The sequence below is a fragment of the Streptomyces sp. NPDC049627 genome (assembly GCF_044465645.1).
In the GTDB taxonomy this organism is placed as follows: Bacteria; Actinomycetota; Actinomycetes; order Streptomycetales; family Streptomycetaceae; genus Streptomyces.
Map to the genome: position 1 here is coordinate 138527 of NZ_JBITLW010000013.1, position 15477 is coordinate 154003.

General features: G+C 70.6%; 10 protein-coding genes. 5 read left to right on the forward strand and 5 right to left on the reverse strand.

Annotated features, from left to right (window positions below):
- Window positions 1–71 precede the first annotated feature (71 nt).
- From ACIBU0_RS32240 to ACIBU0_RS32255, 4 genes are all read left to right on the forward strand, one after another.
- A complete protein-coding gene (locus tag ACIBU0_RS32240; RefSeq protein ID WP_398825479.1) occupies window positions 72–2501 on the forward strand; it encodes a penicillin acylase family protein in 2430 nt (809 codons plus the stop codon).
- A 134-nt stretch (window positions 2502–2635) separates the two neighbouring features.
- A complete protein-coding gene (locus tag ACIBU0_RS32245) occupies window positions 2636–4159 on the forward strand; it encodes a cytochrome P450 (RefSeq protein WP_398825481.1) in 1524 nt (507 codons plus the stop codon).
- The gene (locus ACIBU0_RS32250) at window positions 4143–5150 is read left to right on the forward strand and encodes a (-)-alpha-amorphene synthase (protein WP_398825483.1); all 1008 of its coding nucleotides are present in this window, start codon (window positions 4143–4145) and stop codon (window positions 5148–5150) included. The genes ACIBU0_RS32245 and ACIBU0_RS32250 overlap by 17 nt, the downstream gene beginning before the upstream one ends.
- A gap of 256 nt (window positions 5151–5406) precedes the next feature.
- The gene (locus ACIBU0_RS32255; protein ID WP_398825485.1) at window positions 5407–8316 is read left to right on the forward strand and encodes an ATP-binding protein; all 2910 of its coding nucleotides are present in this window, start codon (window positions 5407–5409) and stop codon (window positions 8314–8316) included.
- 43 nt (window positions 8317–8359) lie between these two features.
- Here ACIBU0_RS32255 and ACIBU0_RS32260 read toward each other — a convergent pair whose 3' ends face one another.
- Window positions 8360–9919, reverse strand: coding sequence for an acyl-CoA synthetase (locus ACIBU0_RS32260; protein WP_398825487.1), 1560 nt, complete (start codon window positions 9917–9919; stop codon window positions 8360–8362).
- Window positions 9916–11040, reverse strand: a complete 1125-nt coding sequence (locus ACIBU0_RS32265) for an NAD(P)H-dependent flavin oxidoreductase (RefSeq protein WP_398825489.1) — start codon at window positions 11038–11040, stop codon at window positions 9916–9918. Before ACIBU0_RS32265 ends, ACIBU0_RS32260 begins: the two co-directional genes overlap by 4 nt.
- Before the next feature lie 127 nt (window positions 11041–11167).
- Here ACIBU0_RS32265 and ACIBU0_RS32270 point away from each other — a divergent pair, with 127 nt between their 5' ends.
- Window positions 11168–12934: a serine hydrolase gene (locus ACIBU0_RS32270; RefSeq protein ID WP_398825491.1), complete on the forward strand. Its 1767-nt coding sequence runs from the start codon at window positions 11168–11170 to the stop codon at window positions 12932–12934.
- A 22-nt stretch (window positions 12935–12956) separates the two neighbouring features.
- On the opposite strand, the gene ACIBU0_RS32275 is transcribed toward ACIBU0_RS32270, so the two are convergent.
- The 3 genes from ACIBU0_RS32275 to ACIBU0_RS32285 form a co-directional block, all read right to left on the reverse strand.
- Window positions 12957–13148 carry a DUF2795 domain-containing protein gene (locus ACIBU0_RS32275; protein ID WP_398825493.1) on the reverse strand — a complete coding sequence of 64 codons (192 nt, stop codon included), beginning with the start codon at window positions 13146–13148 and terminating at the stop codon, window positions 12957–12959.
- Between the two features lie 81 nt (window positions 13149–13229).
- The gene (locus tag ACIBU0_RS32280) at window positions 13230–14807 is read right to left on the reverse strand and encodes a phytoene desaturase family protein (RefSeq protein ID WP_398825494.1); all 1578 of its coding nucleotides are present in this window, start codon (window positions 14805–14807) and stop codon (window positions 13230–13232) included.
- Between the two features lie 66 nt (window positions 14808–14873).
- Window positions 14874–15389 (reverse strand): hypothetical protein, encoded by a 516-nt coding sequence (locus tag ACIBU0_RS32285; RefSeq protein WP_398825496.1) that lies wholly within the window; start codon window positions 15387–15389, stop codon window positions 14874–14876.
- Between the last annotated feature and the right edge of the window lie 88 nt (window positions 15390–15477).

Genomic DNA, 15477 nt, shown 5'->3' on the forward strand with positions numbered 1-15477 from the left:
ACACCGCGCCGGGGACACATACCCGTTGGTACGCTCAACGGCTCCTTCCCTCAATGACGTTGGGAGGCACGATGCGCACCCGCCCCAGACGGCTCGTCGTCGCGGCCGTCGCCCTGCTCGCCGCCACGGCGGCCGGGCTGCCCGCGACCGCGGCCGAGCGGCACGGCTCGCAGGACCCGCAGGAACAGCTCTCGCACGGCGGTCTGTCCGCCGTCATTCGTTACACCGAGTACGGCATCCCGCACATCGTCGCCAAGGACTACAAGGACCTTGGCTTCGGCACCGGTTGGGCGCAGGCCGCCGACCAGGTGTGCACGCTCGCCGACGGATTCGTGACCGTGCGCGGCGAGCGGTCCCGCTTCTTCGGGCCGGACGCGGCGACCGACTTCTCGCTCTCCTCGGCCACCAGGAACCTCTCCAGCGACCTGTACTTCCGCGGTGTACGGCAGGAACGCACCGTGGAGAAACTGCTCGCCGAACCGGCACCGCAAGGCCCGAGCCGTCAGGTGAAGGACCTGATGCGCGGCTTCGCGGCCGGGTACAACGCCTGGCTGGAGCAGAACCGGATCACCGACCCCGCGTGCAAGGGAGCCGCCTGGGTGCGGCCGGTGACCGCGCTGGACGTGGCCGCCCGCTTCTACGCCCTCGCCGTGCTCGGCGGCCAGGGCGGCGCGGTGGACGACATCACCTCCGCCCGGCCGCCCACCCGATCCGCCGCCCGCGCCCAGGGCCCCGCAACCCGTCCGAACGCCGAAGCCCTGATACGGGCCGTACGCGAGCGGACCACCGGAGCGGACATGGGCTCGAACGCAGTCGCCTTCCACGGCGACACCACGGCGAACGGCCGCGGTCTGCTGCTGGGCAACCCGCACTACCCGTGGCACGGCGGACGCCGCTTCTGGCAGGCGCAGCAGACGATTCCCGGCGAGCTGAACGTCGCCGGCGCGTCGCTGCTCGGCTCGCCGACGATCTCCATCGGCTACAACGCCCATGTGGCGTGGAGCCACACCGTTTCGACCGGTGTCCCGTTCAATCTGCACAGGCTGACGCTGGATCCGGCCGACCCCACCGTCTACCTGGTGGACGGCACACCCGAGCGGATGACGAAGCGGACCGTGACCGTCGCGGTCAAGGACGGCGCACCGGTGACCCGCACCCAGTGGTGGACCCGGTACGGCCCGGTCGTGGCCTCCGCCGACGGCGACCTCCCGCTCCCCTGGACGGCGACGTCGGCGTACGCGCTGAGCGACCCCAACGCGGCCAACATGAGGTTCGCCGACACCTCTCTCGGCTTCAGCAAGGCGCGCGACACGGCCGGCGTCCTCGCGTCCCTCGCCCGGCACCAGGGCCTGCCGTGGGTGAACACCATCGCCGCGGACTCCTCGGGACACTCCCTCTACACCCAGTCGCAGGTACTGCCGCGCATCACCGACGACCTCGCGGCCCGGTGCTCGACGGACCTGGGCAAGGTCACCTATCCGGCGGCGGGCCTCGCGGTCCTCGACGGTTCCCGCGGTGACTGCGCGCCCGGCACCGACACCGACGCGGTCCAGCCCGGGATCTTCGGGCCCGCACGCATGCCGACGCTGAAGGACGCACCGTACGCGGAGAACTCCAACGACAGCGCCTGGCTGGCCAACGCCGACCGTCCGCTCACCGGATACGAGCGGATCTTCGGCAACGTCGGCACCCCGCGCTCGCTGCGCACCCGTGGCGCGATCCAGGACGTGGCGGCGATGGCCGAGCGGGGCGGTCTGACCGTCCGGGACCTGGAGCGGCAGCAGTTCGCGAACCGGGTGCCTGCCGGTGACCTCGCCGCCGCCGACATGGCGAAGGGGTGTGCCCTGCTGCCGGGTGGGACGGCGACAGGCAGTGACGGCAAGGTGGTCGACGTCACCGAGGCCTGTTCGGTGCTCGCGGCCTGGGACCGCACGATGGACACCGGCAGCCGGGGCGCCCTGCTCTTCGACCGGTTCTGGCGGAAGCTGACGGCGAAGGTGCCGGCCGCCCAGCGGTGGAAGGTGCCCTTCTCGGCGGCGGACCCGGTGCGCACCCCGAACACCCTCAACACCGATGCCCCGGGCTTCGCCACGGCCCTCGCGGACGCGGTCGCTGAGCTCCGGGCGGCGGGCATCGCGCTCGGCTCGCGCCTCGGTGAGCACCAGGTCGTCGTACGGAACGGGCGGCCCCTTCCCGTTCCGGGCGGCACGGAAGGGCTGGGCGTGTGGAACAAGATCGAGCCGGTGTGGGACCAGGCGCACGGCGGTTATCGGGAGGTGACGACCGGCTCCAGTCACATCCAGGCGGTGGGCTGGGACGGCAGCCGTTGCCCGGTCGTCCGTACGCTGCTGACGTACTCCCAGTCCTCGAACCCCGGCTCGCCCCACTTCAGCGACCAGACCCGGTTGTTCTCCGGTGAGAAGTGGGTGACCTCGCGGTTCTGCGAGAAGGACATCGCAGCTTCGCCCGCTCTGCAGGTGGTGCGCGTGCGCGAACGCTGAGTGGCTGTGGTCCCGTCCCTGGGGCGGGACCACATTTTTTGCTTCCCCGTGCTTCTGTGCGCCCCTTTGGAGAAAGGATTCGGGAAGCCGAACGCCGCTTGAACTGGGCAGGACTTGTCTCAAGTGTCAAGTCCGTGGCACGTTCAACGATTTCATGTGCCGCGTTTGAGGGGGAGGTTTCCATGAGTCGTGCTGTGCCTCAACACGAGCAAGCATGGAGGACTGGTACTGCTCCAGGCATATTCCCATTCCTGGGCCACGGTATCGCGTTGTTCCGTCAACCGCTGGCGTTTCTGAATTCTTTGCCCGCGCACGGGGATCTGGTCGAAATTCGGCTGGGCTCCCAGCGGGCGTGGATGGTGTGTCACCCGGAGTTGGTTCACCGGATGCTCAGGGACACCCGCACCTTCGACAAGGGAGGTCCGCAGTACGACAGGCTCCGGATCCTGATGGGAGACGGCGTCGTGACGTGCCGTCACGCTGAGCATCGGCGGCAGCGCAGGTTGCTGCAACCCGACTTCCGCCCTTCCCGGGTCGCCGATCACACCGAGCTGATGGGCGAGGAGGCCGAGTCGGTGTGCCGCGACTGGCGGCCTGGGCAGGCGATCGACGTCAGCGCGGCCATGATGACGTTCACGACAGGGGTCATCAGCCGCGTTCTCTTCTCCGACTCGCTGAACGCGGCAGCCACCGCCGAGGTGCGGCACAGCCTCGCGGCCATCGTCCGTGGCCTGTTCGTCCGCACGGTGGTGCCGGTCGAGGCCCTGTTCCGGGTCCCCACGCCCGCGAATCGTCGTTACCGGCGTGCGGTCGACCGCGTGCACGCGATCATCGACGCGGCCATCGCCGAGCGCCGACGGGGCGCTCCCCGAGACGACCTGCTGGGGACACTGCTGGAGGCCGCACGCGGCGACGGTTCAAGGAAGGCGATCACCGAACAGGAAGTCCACGACCACCTCGTGTCGCTCCTGCTCACCGGGTCCGAGAGCCCTTCCATGGGCCTGGCCTCCGCTTTCAGCCTCCTGGCCGAGCATCCGGAGACAGAGCGCCGTCTGCACGCCGAGTTGGACGCCGTGCTCGCGGGAGGGCGGCGCCCCGGACCGAACGATCTGCCGCGCCTCGTCTACACCCGATGCGTCATCACGGAGACGCTGCGCCACTCACCACCCGGCTGGCTCTTCACACGCGTCACCGCCAAGGAGACGGAATTCGCCGGGTGCCGTCTCCCCCGCGGCGCCACCGTGCTCTACAGCCCCTACCTGCTGCACCACGATCCCTCGTCGTTCCCCGACCCGGACCGATTCCTTCCGGAACGCTGGCTGCCGGGTCAGGCAGCCGACGAGCAGCACGGTGCGTTGATCCCGTTCGCCGCGGGCAGCCGCAAATGCATCGGCGACGTGCTCTCCATGGCGGAGATGACCGTGGCCCTCGCGACCGTCGCCGGCCGGTGGCGCCTGCGCCACCGGCCCGGTCCGACAGAACAGCCGCGGCCCGGCGCGACGCTGGGGCCGAGGTCGCTGGTGATGATCTGTGAACCGCGTACGCACACGCCGGTCGGCACATCGCCTCGTACGACTTCTCCCGCAACCCGGACATCCGCCGCACCCGGCACTCCCGATTCCCGAAGGGAAGGTGGCAACGGTGTCGACGACGCATGAGGAAATCGCACTCGACGCGCAGGACGGAATTCCGGCTTCCAGCCTCAAGGACCTGATCGACACCCATCTCTACATGCCTTTCCCGTTCCTGAGCAATCGCCATGCATCCGAAGCGGCCGCCGGCGTGGACGCATGGTTACGCTCGTGCGGGCTGACCGAGGAAGTGGGAGTGGCGGCGATGATCGCCTTCACTCGGCCGGCCGAACTCGCCTCCTACAACAGCCCGACGGTTGAGTTGGACGTCCTCCAGATCATGGCCAATCAAATCGCCTATCAATTCATCTTCGACGACCGAGCGGAAGAGATCGGCCGGCGGTCACCGGACCGGCTGCTGCCCATGCTGTGCGAGAGCATCGGAATCCTGCGCGACGGTGCCGCGCCCTGCACACCGCTGGGGGCGGCGCTGGCCGATCTCCACCGGCAGGTCCGGGAGCGGTGCACACCCGCACAAGCCGCGCGATGGGAGTGGAAGAGCCGCGAATACGTCCATGGCCTCCTGTACGAGTCGGTGGCCCAGGCGCAGCCCAACCGCCCGGGCATGGGCCTGAGCACTTCGATACGTGCGCTGACCGCGGGTGTCGAGCCCTTCTACCCGTTGACCGAAGCGGCACAGGCGGGCGAGCTGGCTTCCCACGAGCTGCATCACCCCACCGTGCGGCGCCTGAGCAGGCTGTCAGCCGATGCCGCGGTGTGGATACCCGACCTCTTCTCCGCCGTGAAGGAGCAGCGGACAGGCGGCCTGATCAATCTGGCCCTCGCCCACCAGCGGACCCACCGGTGCTCCCTTCAAACGGCCCTGCTGCTGGCCATCCGCCAGATAAACGGCACCATCAGGGAGTTCGAGCGACTGTACGAGGAGATCAAACCCGAGTTGAGCCCTGCCGGGATCGGCTACGTGGAAGGGATGGTCGGCTGGATGCGCGGGTGTTACCACTGGGCGCGCACCGTGCCGCGCTATGTGGACACGGCGTTGACGCCTGCTCTCACCTGATGCCTGGTGCGCCCGCCGGTGGCAGACGGCGGGCGCACGGCTCTGCGAGGTCGCCCGCACCCAGTTCTCCGCAACGGCCCGCACCGAGAAGGGCTGATTCGGATCTCATTACCCGAAGGGCGGACAATCGAACCGCTTCGCCGCGGGATTCATCCTTCTCTGTCATTCCCCTCCCGAACACGACCATCGGGCACCGGTCCGGGGCATACGCTCTGCGCTGTCCTCCGAGGATCAACGACAGGAAGCGGTAGGGCACATGGCGCATGGGTCGTGGCAACCGAACACCGAGCCCCGCCCGTTGTTGGAGCGCCAACGGGAACTCCAGGCGCTCGACTCCGCCTTGTCGGACCTCCGGGAGGCCGCCGACGGCATGCAGCGAGCACGGTCCACCGGTCTGCTCGCCTTCACCGGGCCGGCCGGGCTGGGCAAAACGGCACTCCTCACGAAGGCACGCGCCGGCGCCGCGGCACACGGATTCCATGTGCTCTCGGCCCGGGCCGGCGAAAACGACCAGGAGTTGGCGTTCCGTCTGGTGCGCCAGCTCGTCCAGCCGGTGCTGGCCACGATGGACGAGACGGAACGCCGGGCCTTCCTGGGCAGTTGGTACGACATCCTCGCCGCCACGCTCGGCCTGGAGGCGACCGACACCGCCCACACGCCGGACCCCACCGGGGTGCGCGACGGCCTCGACTGGGTCATGACGCGCCTCGTGGCGATGAAGGCGCCGCTCGTCCTGCTCCTGGACGACCTGCACTGGGCCGACTTCGAATCACTGGGCTGGCTCGCCTCCTTCGCGCCCCGGGCCGCCGATCTCCCTCTCCTGATCATCGTCGCCTACCGGCCCGACGAACTGCAGCCCGATGCGGCCGCTTTCCGCACGGTCGTCGAACGTCACGGGGACCGCCCCTACCCGCTGGCACGGCTCAGTGCCGCAGGCGTGGCCCGGATCGTCCGGGACGAACTGGGAGAGGGCGTCGAGGACGAGTTCTGCGACGAATGCTGGTCGGTGACCGGCGGCAACCCGTTCGAGACCATCGAACTCGCCATCAGGCTCGGCGAACGGAAACTGACGGGCGCACAGGACGAGTTGCCCGCGATGCGTGACCTGGCCGCGGCGGTCAAGGGCCCCGGACTGATCGAGAGCCTGCACGCGCTGGGCACGGCCACCGTCCGTTTCGCCCATGCCGCGGCCGTACTGGGTCCCCCGGTGTCCCGGGAGCTCGCCGCCACTCTCGCGGTGATCGGCAGCGAGGAGGCCGTGGAGTCCACCGAGAAGTTGCGTGCCGCCCGGATTCTCGCCGAGGCCGAGGGGCCCGGGGGCGGCATCGAGTTCGTCCACCCGCTGATCGCCACGACGATCTACCGGTCCATCCCCTCGGGCCTGCGGGTCGGTCTGCACGACAGGGCCGCGGAGGCTGTCCGCGCGGCGGGGTTCGGCCCGACCGCCGCCGCCCGGCATCTGCTGGAGGTGCCCTGCGAAGGCCGGCCCGAGGTGGTCGATTGCCTGCGCGAGGCCGCCCGCGAGTACCTTCGGGCCGGGGCTCCGGAGGCTGCCCGGCGCGTCCTGTCCCGAGCGCTGCAGGAGCCACCGCTTCCGGAACACCGGGCCGCGCTGCTCCATGAGCTCGCGGGCTCGACCTTCCTGATCGAGCCCACGGCCACGGCCAGCCATCTCCAGGAGGCGCTGGCGGAGCCCGACGTGGATCCCCATCTGCGGGCCTCCATGGTCTACCGGCTGACCCAGGCGCTCGCCCACACCGACCGGCTGGCCGAGGCGGCGACCGTTTCCGCCGACGAGGCACGGCTCGCCACCCATCCGCGCATCCGACTGCGCATGCAGGGCGATCACTTCGTCTGGAGCGCCTTCCGCGCCGACGAGCCCGACTCCTCCGCCCGCTCACGCAGGCTGGCACGCCTGGCCGAGCGGCTGACCGGCCGCGGTCTGGAGGAACGGTACATCCTGGGTTCGCGTGCGTGGGACGCCATGGTACGCGGCGAACCCCGGCACACCGTCCTCGCGTGTGCGGAGGAGGCCCTGGGCGGCGGACTGAGCTGGACCGACGAGACCCGCGGCTTCGAGGTTCCGGTGTCGGTCGCCCTGGCGTTCATGTACAGCGACCAGCCCCACCGGGCCGAGGAACTGTTCACCGCCGGCATCGCCGAGTGCGAGCGCAAAGGCTGGCGTGGCTCCCACCTGGCCCTGGGACAGACCCTCTACGGCTACATCCGCTACCGTCGCGGCTGCCTGGCGGACGCCGAGCAACTGGCACGGGAAGGGCTGCGCATCGCCGACCGGGTCGAAGGCGCCGTCCCCGCCCAATGGTTCGCCATCGGCATCCTCATCCAGACCCTGCTCGCCCGCGGCCGCACCACCGAGGCGCGTCGCCTCGCCGACTCCTACCACTACGGCGAGGTCGTCCCGAACGCCGTCATCTACCCCGACCCCCGCACCGTGTACGCGGAACTGCTCCTGGCCGAGGGCCGGCATGCCGAGGCCGCGGCCCTGTTGTCCGCCGTCGGGGACTGGCTCGACGCACGGGGCACGGGCAACCCCTCGTGGTGCCCCTGGCAGCTGCACCTGGCGTCCGCCCTGGCCCCCACCGATCCGGCGACCGCGGTCGGCCACGCCCAGGACGCCGTCCAGCGGGCCCGGGAGTTCGGCGCCGCCTCCGTGATCGGCCAGGCCCTGCGCACCCTCGCCGAGGTGACGGGCGGACCGTCGGCGGTCGACCTGTACGCGGAGGCCGTTGACCACCTGGAGCAGTCGCCCGCCTCCTATGAGCTCGCCCGTGCCCTGATCGGCCACGGCGCCGCGCTGTCCCGGGGCGGCCGGGTCCAGGAGGCCGCCGATCGGCTCTACCGGGGCCTGGAGGGTGCCGTCCACTGTGGGGCGGAGGCGCTCGCCGCCCGGGCCAGGGAAGAACTCTCGGCGGCCGGACTGCGGCCGCTGCCGCTGCGGTACGCGCAGGCGGACACGCTGACGGGTCAGGAACGCCGTACCGCCGAGCTGGCCGTCCAGGGCCAGCCGGCGGCCGTGATCGCCAAGGAACTGCGGCTCACCGAACAGGGCGTGCGACAGTTGCTGTCCTGCGTGTACCGCAAGGTCGGTACCGACGCCGCCGGCCTCGCCAAGGCCCTGGAGACCTTTCCTCGCCCCCGGTCCTGAGGTCTCGGCCGGCCGCCGGTCCCTGACGAGTGCCGGGGCCCTGTCACACGGGTCGCTCCCGGCCCTCCCAGTACGGGTCCCGCAACCGCCGCTTGTACAGCTTGCCGTTGGGGTCCCGCGGCATCTCGGTGATGAAGTCGACGGTCTTGGGCCGCTTGTAGCCGGCGAGCCGGTCGGCGCAGTGGTCGAGGATCGCCGTGGCCAGGGCGGGGCCCGGGGTGTGGCCGGGGGCGGGTTCGACGACGGCCTTGACCTCCTCGCCCCAGTCGTCGTGCGGGATGCCGAAGGCGGCGGCGTCGGCGACGGCGGGGTGTTGGAGCAGTACGGACTCGATCTCGGCGGGGTAGATGTTCACCCCGCCCGAGATGATCATGTCGATCTTGCGGTCGCGCAGGAAGAGGTAGCCGTCCTCGTCGAGGTAGCCGAGGTCGCCGACGGTGAAGAAGTCGCCGATGCGGTTCTTCCTCGTCTTGGCCTCGTCCTTGTGGTAGGCGAAGCCGCCGGTGTTCATCTTCAGGTAGACGGTGCCGAGTTCGCCGGGCGGGAGCCGGTTGCCGTCGTCGTCGAAGACGGCGAGTTCGCTGATGGGCCAGGCCTTGCCGACCGTGCCGGGCTTCTTCAGCCAGTCCTCGGCGGTGGCGAAGGCGCCGCCGCCCTCGCTGGCCGCGTAGTACTCCTCCACGCACGGGCCCCACCAGTCGAGCATCGCCCGCTTCACGTGGTCGGGGCAGGGAGCGGCCCCGTGGATGGCGTGCCGCATGGAGGAGACGTCGTAGCGGGCCCGCACCTCCTGCGGCAGGGCGAGCAGGCGGTGGAACTGGGTCGGGACCATGTGGGTGTGGGTGCACCTCTCACGGTCGATCAGGCGGAGCATCTCCTCGGGCGTCCACTTGTCCATCAGCACCAGGCGGTGGCCGATGTGCAGGGACGCTCCCGCGAACTGGAGGACGGCCGTGTGATAGAGCGGCGAGCAGACCAGGTGCACGTTGCCGTCGAACGGGCGGATGCCGAAGATGCCGAGGAAGCCGCCCAGGTACGCCTCCTCGGGGAGCTTGCCGGGCAGCGGGCGCCTGATGCCGCGGGGGCGGCCGGTGGTGCCCGAGGTGTAGTTCATGACCCAGCCGAGGGTGCGGTCGGCGGGCGCCGACTCCGGCTGCCCGTCGAGGAGTTCGGCGTACGGCCGGAATCCCTCGACCGTGCCGATCGCGTACCGGTGGGTGACGGGCAGGCCGGCCTCGTCGGCGGCGTGGCGGGCGGGGGCGGCGAAGCGTTCGTGGGCGAGGAGCACCTTGGCGCCGGAATCGGCGACGATCCAGGCGATCTCGGGGCCGACGAAGTGGTGGTTGACGGGGACCAGGTAGAAGCCCGCCTGGCTGGCGGCGAGGTAGGCGGTGACGAACTCGGCGCTGTTGGGCAGGACCACCGCGAAGGCGTCGCCGCGCTCCAGGCCGGCCGCGCGCAGGCCGTGGACCAGGCGGTTGGCGGCGGCGTGCAGCCGGCCGGCGGTCCACTCCTCGCCGTCGGGAGCGACGAGGACGGTGCGGTGGGGGTCGGCCGCGGCCTGGGCCCAGAAGCCTGCCGGGGGTGTGCTCGTGCTCGTCACTGGCCGCTCCTTCCGGCGATGCGGTTGATGCGATCGACGGCTCGTTCGAAGCCGCGGGCGAGGTCGTCGAAGACGGCTCGGACGCTGCGTTCGCTGTTCATCCGGCCCACGATCTGGCCGACGGGGGTGCCGAGCAGCGGCCCGACCTCGTACTTCTGGATGCGCGAGACGGCCTCGGCGACCAGCAGGCCCTGCAGGGGCATGGGGAGGGTGCCGGGTCCCTGCGCGTCGTCCCAGGCGTCGGTCCACTCGGTGCGCAGCTGGCGTGCCGGTTTGCCGGTCAGGGCGCGGGAGCGCACCGTGTCGCCGGATCCGGCGGCGAGCAGTTTGCGGGTCAGGGCGGGCGAGTGGAGGTCGGCCTCTGTGGTGGTCAGCCATATGGAGCCCAGCCACACACCTTGGGCGCCGAGGGTGAGTGCGGCAGCCACCTGTTGGCCGCTCCCGATGCCCCCGGCCGCCAGCACGGGCAGTGGGTCGACCGCCTCCACGACCTCCGGCGTCAGCACCATGGAGGCGATCTCGCCGGTGTGGCCGCCCGCCTCGTAGCCCTGGGCGACCACGATGTCGATGCCGCGCTCCTTGTGTTTGACGGCGTGCCGGGCGCTGCCCGCGAGGGCGGCGACGAGGACGTCCCGCTCGTGGGCGCGCTCCACGACGTCCGCGGGCGGTGAACCGAGGGCGTTGGCGAGCAGCTTGATCGGGTAGTCGAAGGCGACGTCGAGCTGTGTGCGCGCCACCTGCTCCATCCACCCGGTGATGCGCCAGCCGGACGCCTCCCCCTCGGCCAGTTCGGGCACGCCGTACTTGGCGAGGGTGTCCTTGACGAACTGCCGGTGCCCTTCGGGGATCATCGCCTCGACGTCGGCCTCGGTGAGTGTCCGGTTGTCCGGGCCTTCCACCTTCTTCGCGGGCATGACGACGTCCAGGCCGTAGGGCCTGCCGTCGACATGTGCCTCGATCCAGTCGAGGTCGCGTTTGAGGTCGTCGGGGGCTGTGTAGCGGACCGCGCCGAGCACCCCGAAGCCGCCGGCCCGGCTGATGGCCGCGGCGACGGCGGGGAACGGCGTGAAGCCGAAGATGGCGTGCTCGACTCCCAGTTTCTTGCTCAGCTCCGTCTGCATGGGCGCAGGATGCCGGAGTCCTCCGGAGGACGGAAGAGGTTTCCTGATGGCCCATCAGTTTTCTGTTCGCCTCGTGGACCGCACCCACCTCATTGACACGACCGGCACCCGACAGCAAGGTTTCACGATGACCGATGAAGTGGCCCCCAGACCTACCCGCCGCCAGCTGGGCACCTGGGCTGTGAGCGGCGCCCTGGTCCTCGCGTCCTTACCCGCCGCCCCGGCCGCAGCAGCCCCCACGTCCGCTCACCCCACTCTCCGCCACGGTTCCCCCGAGCGTGCCGGCCTCCTCCCCGCGCACCTCCGCCGACTCGTCACCGATGCCGAGGCGTTCCTCGGCCCCTCCCCCAAGCACCCCTGGTACGCGGGCGCCGTCCTGCTCGCCGGACGCGGCGGCACCGTGGCCCTGCACCGGCCCATCGGGGCGGCGGTGCGCTACCGGGCGTACGACGAGAAGACCGACACCGGCGTCGAGTTCCCGCCCGACCGGCAGATCGCGATGGCCGAGGACACCGTCTTCGATCTGGCATCGGTGTCCAAGCTGTTCACCTCGATCCTGGCCGTGCAGCAGATCGAACGGGGGGCGCTCGGGCTGGAGGCGACGGTCGCCTCCTACCTCCCGGACTTCGGCCGTGCGGGCAAGCAGGACATCACGATCCGTCAGCTCCTCACGCACACCTCGGGGTTCCGCGCCTGGATCCCGCTGTACAACGCGCCGACGTACGAGGACAAGCTCCAGCTCATCTGGAACGAGCCGCCGCTGAACCCGCCGGGCACCAAGTACCTCTACTCGGACCTGAACCTGATCTCCCTCCAGCTGGTCCTGGAGAAGATCACCGGCCGCACGCTCGACGCCCTGCTCCGGGACGAGATCACCGCCCCGCTCGGCATGCACCGCACCCGCTACAACCCGCCCGCCGCCTGGAAACCGAAGATCGCCGCCACAGAGGACGCCCGCACACCCTGGTCCGGCCTGGACCGGGGGCTCGTATGGGGCGAGGTGCACGACGAGAACGCCTTCAGCCTGGGCGGGGTCGCGGGGCACGCCGGCGTGTTCTCGAACGCATGGGACCTCGCGGTCCTCGGCCGGACGCTGCTGAACGGCGGTGCCTACGGCAAGTCCCGCATTCTGGAGCCGGAGTCGGTGGAGCTGATGTTCACCGACTTCAACACCGCCTTCCCGGGCGACGAGCACGGCCTCGGCTTCGAGCTCTACCAGCACTGGTACATGGGCGCCATGGCCACCCCGCGCACCGCGGGGCACACCGGCTTCACCGGCACCTCGCTGGTCCTCGACCCGACGACCGACTCCTTCCTCGTCGTCCTCGGCAACTCCGTCCACCCGGTGCGCACTTGGCGCTCCGGTTCCGCACCCCGGGTCGCCGCCGCCGACAACCTGGCCCGCGCGGTACCGATCCGCCCGCGGCACGGTCGTACGGCATGGTTCTCCGGAATGGCGAACGCCACCACCGCCACCCTGGCACTCCCCGCACTCGACACGTCCTCGGACCCCGCATGCCTGCGCTGCGCCCTGTGGTGGGACACCGAACCGCAGTCGGACCTCCTCGCCCTGGAGACGAGCAGTGACGGCGGGACCACATGGCAGCCGCTGGCCTTCACCACCACCCGCCACGGCGACCGGCCCCAAGACCATCCGACCGGCACGGTCACCGGGTGGTCGGGGCGCGTCTGGCACCGGCTCACGGCCGAACTGCCCGCCGCGCGGCAGCTCGCGCTGCGCTGGCGGTATGCGACGGACCGGCTGTACGTGGGACGCGGCGCCTATGTCGACGGGCTGCGCGTCGAGACGGCCGACGGTGTCCTGTTCGACGACGCGCGCCCGGCGGACCGGGCGCGCATCGAGGCGAACGGGTGGACTCCGTCGGCCGACTGAGGCACTCCTCGCGACTGCTCGGCTACTCGTTGAAGACGGCCTTCTGGACGTCGTTCGGTCCGTCGAAGCGGTCACGCTTCATGCCGTCGAGCCGGCTGACGACCTTCTCGTCGGCGTGGTTCTTGCGGGCTCGCTCCACCAGATGCTGCTTGTCGGTCGGGTAGTCGGCGCCGCGGAGGGCCTTCTGCAGGTCGGTGGGACTGAGATCGGCCATGACAGCCTCCCCGTGAGTCGAGGTGATTCGAGCGAATTGTCCATTTTTGCCCAGTACCCCTCCTCGTCGGAGGCATGTACGTCACTCCTCGTGGGCCCGGAGGACGGCCATCGCCGCGTTGTGCCCCGGCACGCCGCTCACCCCGCCGCCGCGCACCGCGCCCGCCCCGCACAGCAGCACGTTCGGGTGCCGGGTCTCCACACCCCAGCGGCCCGTGCCCTCCTGGGCGTACGGCCAGGCGAGCTCCCGGTGGAAGATGTTGCCGCCGGGCAGGCGCAGGTCGCGCTCCAGGTCCAGCGGGGTCTTCGCCTCGATGCAGGGGCGGCCGTCGGCGTCGGTCGCCAGGCAGTCGGCGAGCGGCTCGGCGAGGTGGGTGTCCAGCTGGGCGAGTGTCGACTTCAGCAGTTCCTCGCGTACGGCGGCGTTGTCGCGCGCGAAGAGCCGGGCCGGTGTGTGCAGGCCGAAGAGGGTGAGGGTCTGGTAGCCCTGGGCGACGAGGTCGGGTCCGAGGATCGTCGGGTCCGTCAGCGAGTGGCAGTAGATCTCGGACGGCGGCGCGGCGGGGAGTTCTCCGGCGGCGGCCTGGGCGTGGGCGGCGGCCAGTTGGTCGTAGCCCTCGGCGATGTGGAAGGTGCCGGAGAACGCCTCGCGGGGGTCGACGGAGCTGTCGCGCAGCCGGGGCAGCCGCCTGAGCAGCATGTTCACCTTGAGTTGGGCGCCCTCGGCGGGAGCCGGGGGCGTGTCGCCGGTGAGGGCGGCCAGCTCCTGCGGGGAGGCGTTCACCAGGACGTGCCGGGCGGCGACTACGCCCTCGCCGTCCGCGGTGCGATAAGTGATCTCGGCCGTACGACCGTCCGTGTCGATCCGTACCGCCTCGTGCCCGGTGGCGATGGCCGCGCCCGCCTGCCGGGCCGCCGCGGCCAGGGCGTCGGTGAGGGCGCCCATGCCGCCGACGGGGACGTCCCAGTTGCCGGTGCCGCCGCCGATGACGTGGTACAGGAAGCAGCGGTTCTGCTTCAGCGACGGATCGTGGGCGTCGGCGAAGGTCCCGATGAGCGCGTCCGTCAGGACCACGCCCCGCACCAGGTCATCCGTGAAACGCTCCTCGATCGCGGCGCCGATCGGCTCCTCGAAGAGGGTCCGCCAGGCCTCCTCGTCGTCCACCCGGCGGCGCAGTTCCTCGCGGCTCGGCAGGGGTTCGGTGAGCGTCGGGAAGACGCGCCGAGCGACCTCGCCGGTCATGGCGTAGAAGCGCTGCCAGGCCGCGTACTCGCGCTCCCCGCCCGTCAGCCGGGCGAACGCCTCCCGGGTGCGCCGCTCGCCGCCGCCCACCAGCAGGCCGGTGGGCTGTCCGTCGCGCTCGGCGGGCGTGTACGAGGAGACGTTGCGCGTGCGGACCCGGAAGTCCAGTCCGAGGTCCCGGACGATCTTCTTCGGCAGCAGGCTGACCAGGTACGAGTAGCGCGACAGCCGCGCGTCGACACCGGCGAAGGGCCGCGTGGACACGGCGGCGCCCCCGGTGTGGTCCAGCCGCTCCAGCACCAGCACGGACCGTCCGGCCCGGGCCAGGTAGGCGGCGGCGACCAGGCCGTTGTGGCCTCCGCCGACGATGACGGCGTCGTAGGTGCGGTGTCCCGGGTGTCCCTCGTGTGCGGCCATGCCTCTTCGTAACACGTGATGATCTAGGTCGGCCAGAGGTGCGTAGCCGTCGGCGCACACGTCGGCTCAGACGTCCGGGCTGAAGCCTCGCACGCTGCGCAGCCCGAGGGACCGCAGGGTCTCCTCTGCGGGCTTGCTCCGGGCGTGGAGGTAGAGACTCTCGAAGAATGGACAGCACGGTGCTCGCCGGGCCACTCGCTCCGCTCGGATGTACGGCTCAAGGGCTTCCCACACCTGGTTGACACGAAAGTGGAAGATGCCCAGGGCGACACGTGAATCCACGATTCCGAACGCATACAGGATGGAGATGTACTCGTAGGTGAAGGCGACGTTGCGCGTCATGGATCGAGCCGGTTCAGGGAGCGCGTCCATTCCACCGTCCGGCGGATGGTCTGTGGCGAGCTCCGTCAGGACGTATCGCTGGTCGCTCTGGAACTCCTTGTCACGGATGTTGCGCATGGCAACCTCGAGCACCATGGTCATGTCGCTCATGGTTCGCGCGTGCCGCGTCTGCCGGAAGGTGGCGAACCCTGACAGTGCCAGGGCGATGAGTGAAACAGCTAGCGTGGCGGCGTTGTACACGGCGCCCTCCGTCTCGGTCGGAGCGTTGCCCGACGCAGTGTGAGCCTCCATCTGAAGTCGCAACAAGAGGGCAGATTGCGGCAGTTGG